We start from the raw sequence: 7,550 nt of genomic DNA on the forward strand, positions 1-7,550 counted from the left end.
CCACCGCGACTACGTTCTGTTCCCCGCGAAGTAGGACGAACGGGAGTCTTCAGACGACGGCAAGATCCGGGTCACCGGCCGACCTTCAGTACCAGGATCCGGTTTGACGCGAGGTCCGTGGCATATACGGTCCTTCCGTCCGTTGAGACCGCGATCTGTTCAGGGGAGTAGACACCGGGGTTCGCGTCGGGGAGTACCCAGTCCGTCACGTAACGCCCCTCCGCCGTAAGCATGACGATCCGGTGGTTTCCGCTGTCCGCCACGTGGAGGAGGCCGTCCGGTCCCGCGGCTGCGCCGGTCGGAACCTTGAACCCCCGCCTTGACGAGGCGGCGCGCGGCCAAAACAGAAACAAACGGTAGCCGGCCCGCCGGACCGGGATCCCCCCGGGGTCGAACCATTGGAGCTGGTGATTGTACGCGTCGGCGACCAGGAGCTTGCCATCCGGCGCAACGGTCACGCCCGTCGGATAATGAAGGGCGCCGGCGCCCATCCTGCCCGGGTGGCCGATAATCTTCTTAAACGAACCGTCCGCTTCGAACTTCTGGACCCGGTGATTGTAGAAATCCGCGACGTACAGGGAGCCCGAAGGATCGACGGCCAGGCCGGCGGGTGCGGTGAGGCGACCCGGCCCCTTTCCCGGTCCCCCGAAGGAGAGGAGAAACCGGCCGTCCGGCGTGAATTTGTGGATCCGGTCGTGCTCGTAATCGGAGACGAATACCGAGTCGTCGCGCGCCACCGCGATCCCCATGGGGTTGCCGAACCCCCCGGGCCCCTTGCCTTCGTGTCCCCACTCGCCCTTGAATTCCCCGGAAGGGCCCAGCCGCACGAAGCGGAGACGCGCGTCGGTGACGAAGACGTCTCCGTTCGGCGCGACCGCGATGCCGATGGGCCGAAAGAATTCTCCCGAGGGAACGTCGGCGCCGTCCCAGAAACCGACAAGGGAATATCTGGCCGGGCTCCCCTCACGCGCGGCGAGCGTCCAGGCCACTCCCCAATGGCGAAGCGCGAGGACGGCGGGAACGACGACCGCCACCAGCAAGAATACGATAAAACGGAAACGTCCGGAGAGCCCGCGGACCCGTTTCATCTCCATTCGATCTTTCCGGGAGTAAAGCCCGCCTCCCGCACCGCCTTCCGGATCTGCTCGTCGGTCACCTGCCCCTCCGGGTCGAATTCCACGATCGCCTCGCCCTTGGCCAGCTCGACCTGGACACTCTTTACCCCGGGCAGCGCCGACAGATGCTTCTTCACCCCATATGCGCAAAAGGGGCAGGACATCCCGTCGACGGCCACTACGGCCTGTTTTGCGGCACCGGGCTGGGGGCCGGCGGACCATGCCCCGTAAGGCGCCGCGAGAAGCGCCGGAACGACTGCGACGAGCGCAAGACCGATCCACCGGCAGCACGCATGACGTATGAGAAACGATTTGAAAGTCATATCCGGACCCCCTCCTGTTTTCATCGTCCTGGCAGGAACGAAAATTTCCAACGGATCCCGACGCTGAGCGAATAGTCGGTTTCCACGCCGTTGCCGTTCAGCCGCTGGACGGCGGGAACCTGGTAGATTCCCTCGATGACGAAGCGCTCCGTCACGTACTGGAGCCCCGCGCCGACGTTCCACCGGGTCCCCCCGGAATCGGGGTCCGAAACTCCTCCGACCCGGTCCCGCCCCGCGACGACGAGGTTGCTCTCGGCGACGGCGAAAACATACGCGGGCACTCCGGCCTCCAGCCGACGCGGCCAGACCCGGTACTGGAAAGACGCGTCGGTGAACGCCTGGTCCCCGAACCGGAAACCGTCCGCCGCCGTGTTCTTGCGAAAACCCACGTCGGCGTCGAATTCCCACCCCAGGGTCTGCCACGTGAAGACAACCCCTCCGAGCCCGTCCCAGGACCCGGAGCCCGGTTGCAGGGGCCGCGGAAGGCGGCCCAGGCCATCGGAAACATCGTCCTTGCCGGTCGGAAGCTTGAGCCCGGCAAAGGGTGCAAGGCGTATCGTAGATCCGGGCCGGTCCAGCGCGAAAGCGGTATATCGTCCGAGGAAGAGAAGGTCGCCGATGCCGGAAGCGCTGCGCTCGATCCTGCCTGCGGGCGTATCGAGCTCCAGGGACTTGTCGAAGAAGGGAGCGATCCCGAACAGGGCGAGGCGCGGTGTGACTCCGTACGCGAGAGCCACCGGCGCGGCGTGAACGGTGATGCTGCGACCGAGGGTGGTCGGGTCGCCGGCCGCGCGGACCAAGACATACTGCACGCGGAGAATCCCCTCCCCGCTTGCCACCGGCAGGGCGGTATTGAACGTGATCGGCGCGGCGGCGACGTTCGGTGGAACAAACATGCCGCACGCGGCGAACAAGCCAAGAACAGCAACCCGTGCCGGCAAGGCCCCCCTTTTCATGTCGACTCCTCCCTTCCCGAACAACTCCACTTTTAAGCATAAACGCCGGACCATGGTACAGGGTCAATACAGGACATCACGATCTACACAAGGCGTGAATCCTTGCAGCAGTGGCGTCACGAGTCGGGGCACCTCGGCAAAGTCATTGCTTCCCCGATACGTATCACCGCGACGACGGTGCACGAGACCGTAAACCAGGCGGCAGGAACCGGATAGCGCCGTACCACGCGGCCGCCCGCTCTCCCGTGTTGTCGGTGTCGGTCATGATCGCCACAGCGCCGAGCCTGGGAGGATTTTCACCGAACGCCCGCCGGAAATCCTCGACGAGGTTGCGCTCCTCGTCGATCCATCTCCCCGCGTTCTCGTCGCCGCTCTCCACGGCCACCATGACCGAGTTTTTCGAATATGCGTTGGGAAGAAATGCGCCCCGCGGCAGCCGGTTCGCCCAGATGTAGTTTACCGCCCGCGTCTTCCAGAAGAGGATGGAGGGATAAACGACGTACAACCTGGCCGCGTAATCGTCACCGCCTTTTGTCCGCTCGTCTCCTTTACCGATCGTGCGGACGATCTTCCATGACCATGAAAGTCGCGGGTACTCATTCGGATCGAGATCGACGTGGTAAATCAGCCCCGAGGCGCTCGCCCGGCTCTCCGCCTTCAGCGCGGGACGTCCTTCGTCGATAACTGGCGTGTAGATTGTCTCACCCTTGAAGATCTTCTTCTCCCATCTATCGGAGAGGCCCGCGGCGAAATCGTCGACGAGGAGCGGCCCCGCCCCGCCGGCTCCGGGGACTGCAAGGGCCGCAAAGAGGACGAAAATCCGGATGGCTACATGCAGGAGTCCTCCGCAGAAACCACGCACGGGTCGTATATCGATACCGGATCGTCCCATCCGTATAATTTTCCCACAACCCCATCGGCAACGGGGAATCGCCGGCCCGCGTGAAGGAGCGGCAGCCCTGCGGCCATTCCTGATCTGCTGGTTTTCAGCGACACTACGCGCTTGTTTTGCCCTGGCTGTAAGGAATGTTCCCCCACGAAGACTAACCGACAGCGTGAAAAAAAAAGCCGACCGCGGGGATGTCCTATGCGCTTCGCGGAGGCTATCAGGAAAAGGAGGCTCGATATGTCGGTCGCAAGAAAGTGTCTGCCGTTCGTGCTGGCGCTCGCCTTCATGGTAATCGCCGGCGCCGCCCTTGCGGGAGACGTTTCGATTCCGTTGAAGGCGGAAAAGGACAGCCCCGCGGCGAGCGGGACAGCCTCCCTGGGCAGCGGCAAGCTCCGCGTCCAGGCGGAAGGTCTTCGTCCAAATGGCGTGTACACGGTCTGGTTCGTCAACATGAAACCCAAGAAACACGAGGCCGGAGCAGGGAGTGCGCCATTTATGTTCCGGACGGACGGGCAGGGCAAGGGATCGTACGATGCCGCCCTGTCTGAATCGCCCTTCGGCAAGTGGGCCATGATCATGGTTGTGCGCCACCCGAGCGGCGATCCCGCCGACATGAAAAGCATGGTACCGGCGCTCTCGGCCGGGATTCCCAAGAAATAGCGGGGAAAGCGGCGCGGAGGATGGAAGATGGGCCTCCTCCGCGCCGACTCTTGAGATGGTCCCGTACATTCCCCAACCCGTGTACCGATTGCTCGGCACGGTAACGGTGCACGCCTTCGGAGCCCTGGTGGCGCTTTCGGTAATCGTCGGGTGGCAGATGGCGGTCGCGCGGTGCCGCCGGAAAGGGCTCGACGACGCCGTCTGCACGGGACTCCTGGCGTATGTCGTCCTTGCCGGTTTCGTATTGGCCCACTTGTATTCCGTCATCGCCTACTTTCCGCGGCAGGCAATGGAGAGTCCGGTCCTTCTCCTGAAGGTGTGGGAAAACATCAGCTCCTTCGGAGGATTCGTGGGGGGACTCCTCGGACTCTGGCTTTATTTCAGCTTAAAAGCGCGTAATATCGACACGGGCGAACGCATGAAATACCTCGACGTTATTGCCTTTGTCCTCCCCTTCGCATGGGCGATCGGCCGCCTGGCTTGCACGGTCGCCCACGACCACCCCGGCACGATAACGTCGTTCCCGCTGGGCATCAGCCTGAAATCTCCTGAAGCCCGGGCCTACATCGCAACCTTCTACCGGGATGCCGGCCGCCTGGCGGAACTCCCGCCCTCCGTGGAGCTGGCGAAGATGGCGTTCCACGATCTGGGATGGTATGAATTCCTCTATACGCTCCTGGTGATGGTGCCTGTCTTCCTCGTGGCGGATCGAAAGCCCCGGCCGCCCGGTTTCTTCACGGTCGTCTTCATCCTTCTCTACGTCCCGGCCCGCTTCTTCCTGGATTTCCTGCGATTGGCCGACGCACGGTACTTCGGACTCACTCCCGGGCAGTACGCCGGGTTGGCGGTATTCCTTGCCGCGCTCCTCGCCATCAGGCGGCGATCCCGATCCGATCGAATCGCAGGAGCCTCTTGACGCCGGGGAATTCCGCGCCGTCCACCTCCGCGTACGCGGAAGGGAAGAACAAAAGCCGCTCCCCGCGCTGAGCGGGTTCCAGGAGAAGGTCCCTGCCCCGGGAGAAAGCGACGTGGTTCAGGTCCAGAGAACCGAAGCCCGCATGCCCGTATCGGCACGCGCACGAGGCATCGACGGGGAACCACCCCAGGCCGTCGACATAGGTCTCCGCCCAGCAATGGTACCCGCACAGGTCGCACTGGTCCTCCCCCTCGAGGGCAAACCCCATCACCAGGCGGCCCGGGATCCCGGCGGATCGGCACAGGGAGAGATACAATGCGTGGATGTCGTTGCAGTTGCCGACCTGGCAGACGAGCGCGTGGTCGGTGCTGCCCTTCCAGGACTGTTTCTCCTGGTCGTACGTCATGTACCCCGTCACGTGGTCATACAGGAGTTTCGCCTGGCGCAAGGGGTTTTTTTCCGCGCCGAGGATGTCGAGGGCCCGTTTCCGGGTCTCCTCGTCGACGCGTACGTGCTTCTCCGGCGCCAGGAAGCGTGCGTACGGTGCGTGCGTTCCGCGTTGAGGGCGCGCGCGGGCCGGATCCGCAACGACCTGTGCCGGCCGGCGCTCCACGCGGTAGAAGCATTCCGCGCGAAACTCCTTTGCGGAGGGAATCCTCGCGTAAAGGATCGCGTTTCCCCACTCCCGGTCATAGTGAAGGGATAGGCCGACCTCCGACTCCACGGTGACCTCCATGACCTGCTGGTTCGTGTCGGTTTGCGGAACGGGGATCCAGACCTCCAGCAGGTGGTCTCCCTTGGGCAGATCCGTTACGACGATCTCGTCCCTCAGACGATATATGGCTGTTTCGTCACGGGTATTTGCCATCAGGGCATGTTCCATGACCATATCCTCCTTCCAGGACAGACTTCGAGCCTTTCTTGTTTGTCGTGTGGACCGGGAAAACCTTACACATCGGCCATCGCGCCCTTCATTAGGGCGCGCGTTTCCGTTCGAACGGAAGGGGTGTAAGGATCTTCCCCCTTTCGGCGACTAAATCTCCAAGGATAGCCGCGACCCACGGGGAAAATGTCGCCTCTCATATTGCATAGACAGCGGCGATCGGGGGGAAGAGATGACGATATTGTTGCAAACCGTGCTTGCGGTAGCCGCCGGCCTCCTGCTCAACCTGACCCCCTGCGTCCTGCCGTCGATCCCGCTCAAGGTCCGGGCCATCCTCAACGAAATCGGGACGGAACCCAGACGCCGTTTTATCGCGGCGGCGGCGTTCCTTGCCGGCTCCCTGGCCTTCTTTCTGGCGCTGGGAGGAGCGACCGCCCTCCTGCATCTGACCTGGGGAGCGTTGTTCCAGTCACGGGTGTTCCTGGGTCTTCTGTCCGCGTTTCTCCTCGTTTCCGGCGTCATCGAGTTTTTCGACGTTTCGATTCCCGTTCCCCAGGCGGCGTATCGCGTCCGGGGGCGGAGGTACATGGAGCCGTTTCTCTCCGGGGCTCTGACCGGCATCCTCGCCACGCCATGCACCGGGTTTTTCCTCGGCGGCGTTCTCGCCTACGCGTTGACCCGCCCGCCGATCGTCACGCTTTGGCTTTTCGCGGCAATCGGAACGGGGCTGGCCCTCCCGTACGTCCTCGCGGTCCTGCGTCCGGAATGGCTGTCGCGGCTCCCCCGCGGGGGCGAGTGGACGGCCCGGAGCAAGGAGGCCCTCGGCTTCGCCCTCCTGGGGGGGGCGATCTTCTTCGGCCGGATCCTGCTTCCCGGGAGCTTCGAGATGCCCCTGTGGTACCTGTGGGCCGCGGGGCTCTCGGTCTGGGCGGCGGTCTCCTGGGCGAGGGCCGGGCGGTGGCCGGCCAGGGTCTTGACGTCCCTGTGCGCCGCCCTCGGGGTGTCGCTCGTCCTGGCGGCGTCGGCGCCTTGCAAGGACTCCTCCCTCCCCTGGGAGCCGTACCGGGAGGCCGCCGTCGCCTCGGCCAGGTCGCGGGGCGTCCCCGCCCTGATCGAGTTCACCGCGGACTGGTGCATCAACTGCAAGGTCCTGGAGAAGACTGCCTACAGCGCCCCGGCGGTCGTCCGCGCGGCCCGGGAGGCCGGCCTGGCCGCGTTCCGGGTGGACCTGACCGAATCCGACCCGGGAAAGGCAGCGCTCCTGGCGTCGTTCGGGGGAGCGGGGCTTCCCTTCGCCGTGATCCTCTCCCCGCAGGGCGAAGTCGTTGCCCGCCTGCCGGACCTGTTCTCCTCCTCCGCGCTGGAGGCGGCCATTCGCCACGCCGGGGGCGCTCGCAGGAAAGGAGTCCCGAACGGCGCGATGTCCGCCGAATCCCCGAACGGCGAAGGAAGGAAGGGAACAACCATGAATCGGCCTGAGAAGGCGATCCCCGAGGGGAAAAACCGGCTGGCCCTGGAGACGAGCCCGTACCTGCTAAAGCATGCGGACAACCCGGTCGACTGGTACCCGTGGGGAAAGGAGGCCTTCGCCAAGGCAAAATCGGAGGACAAGCCCATCTTCCTCTCCATCGGCTACTCGACCTGCTACTGGTGCTCCGTCATGGAGCGGGAGTCGTTCGCGGATGCGTCCGTGGCGGAGCTCATGAACCGGTACGTGGTCAGCATCAAGGTGGACCGGGAGGAGCGCCCCGACCTGGACGGGATCTACATGAACGCCATCATGCTGATGACCGGCCAGGGGGGGTGGC

8 protein-coding genes and 1 pseudogene are annotated in these 7,550 nt (G+C 64.2%); 4 read left to right on the plus strand and 5 right to left on the minus strand.

The window, feature by feature from the left end:
• Positions 1-71 precede the first annotated feature (71 nt).
• The 4 genes from HY896_08310 to HY896_08325 form a co-directional block, all read right to left on the minus strand.
• A complete protein-coding gene (locus HY896_08310; GenBank protein MBI5576353.1) occupies positions 72-1,094 on the minus strand; it encodes an NHL repeat-containing protein in 1,023 nt (340 codons plus the stop codon).
• Complete coding sequence (locus tag HY896_08315; protein ID MBI5576354.1) at positions 1,085-1,438, minus strand: heavy-metal-associated domain-containing protein; 354 nt, start codon at positions 1,436-1,438, stop codon at positions 1,085-1,087. Before HY896_08315 ends, HY896_08310 begins: the two co-directional genes overlap by 10 nt.
• A gap of 20 nt (positions 1,439-1,458) precedes the next feature.
• Positions 1,459-2,394 carry a transporter gene (locus tag HY896_08320; protein MBI5576355.1) on the minus strand — a complete coding sequence of 312 codons (936 nt, stop codon included), beginning with the start codon at positions 2,392-2,394 and terminating at the stop codon, positions 1,459-1,461.
• A gap of 163 nt (positions 2,395-2,557) precedes the next feature.
• Positions 2,558-3,286, minus strand: coding sequence for a DUF3047 domain-containing protein (locus HY896_08325; protein ID MBI5576356.1), 729 nt, complete (start codon positions 3,284-3,286; stop codon positions 2,558-2,560).
• A gap of 234 nt (positions 3,287-3,520) precedes the next feature.
• Between HY896_08325 and HY896_08330 the strand changes: the two genes are divergently transcribed.
• Together HY896_08330 and HY896_08335 are read left to right on the plus strand one after the other, a co-directional pair.
• A complete protein-coding gene (locus tag HY896_08330) occupies positions 3,521-3,943 on the plus strand; it encodes a hypothetical protein (protein ID MBI5576357.1) in 423 nt (140 codons plus the stop codon).
• A 127-nt stretch (positions 3,944-4,070) separates the two neighbouring features.
• Positions 4,071-4,859 carry a prolipoprotein diacylglyceryl transferase gene (locus tag HY896_08335; protein MBI5576358.1) on the plus strand — a complete coding sequence of 263 codons (789 nt, stop codon included), beginning with the start codon at positions 4,071-4,073 and terminating at the stop codon, positions 4,857-4,859.
• Here HY896_08335 and HY896_08340 read toward each other — a convergent pair.
• The gene (locus HY896_08340) at positions 4,816-5,748 is read right to left on the minus strand and encodes a transglutaminase domain-containing protein (protein ID MBI5576359.1); all 933 of its coding nucleotides are present in this window, start codon (positions 5,746-5,748) and stop codon (positions 4,816-4,818) included. The two genes, HY896_08335 and HY896_08340, sit on opposite strands and share 44 nt — an antisense overlap.
• Positions 5,749-5,974: 226 nt before the next feature.
• Here HY896_08340 and HY896_08345 point away from each other — a divergent pair.
• Both HY896_08345 and HY896_08350 read left to right on the plus strand, forming a co-directional pair.
• Positions 5,975-7,117: pseudogene (locus HY896_08345) on the plus strand (thioredoxin family protein).
• A 90-nt stretch (positions 7,118-7,207) separates the two neighbouring features.
• A partial coding sequence (locus tag HY896_08350; protein MBI5576360.1) for a thioredoxin domain-containing protein occupies positions 7,208-7,550 on the plus strand: 343 nt, incomplete at its 3' end.

The organism is Deltaproteobacteria bacterium, from assembly GCA_016218975.1.
Lineage (GTDB): Bacteria > Desulfobacterota > Deferrimicrobia > Deferrimicrobiales > Deferrimicrobiaceae > JAENIX01.

Coding starts and splice junctions, on each gene's coding strand:
- HY896_08310 (MBI5576353.1), bottom strand. CDS start 1,094: ATGGAGATGAAACGGGTCCGCGGGCTCTCCGGACGTTTCCGTTTTATC.
- HY896_08315 (MBI5576354.1), bottom strand. CDS start 1,438: ATGACTTTCAAATCGTTTCTCATACGTCATGCGTGCTGCCGGTGGATC.
- HY896_08320 (MBI5576355.1), bottom strand. CDS start 2,394: ATGAAAAGGGGGGCCTTGCCGGCACGGGTTGCTGTTCTTGGCTTGTTC.
- HY896_08325 (MBI5576356.1), bottom strand. CDS start 3,286: ATGGGACGATCCGGTATCGATATACGACCCGTGCGTGGTTTCTGCGGA.
- HY896_08330 (MBI5576357.1), top strand. CDS start 3,521: ATGTCGGTCGCAAGAAAGTGTCTGCCGTTCGTGCTGGCGCTCGCCTTC.
- HY896_08340 (MBI5576359.1), bottom strand. CDS start 5,748: ATGGTCATGGAACATGCCCTGATGGCAAATACCCGTGACGAAACAGCC.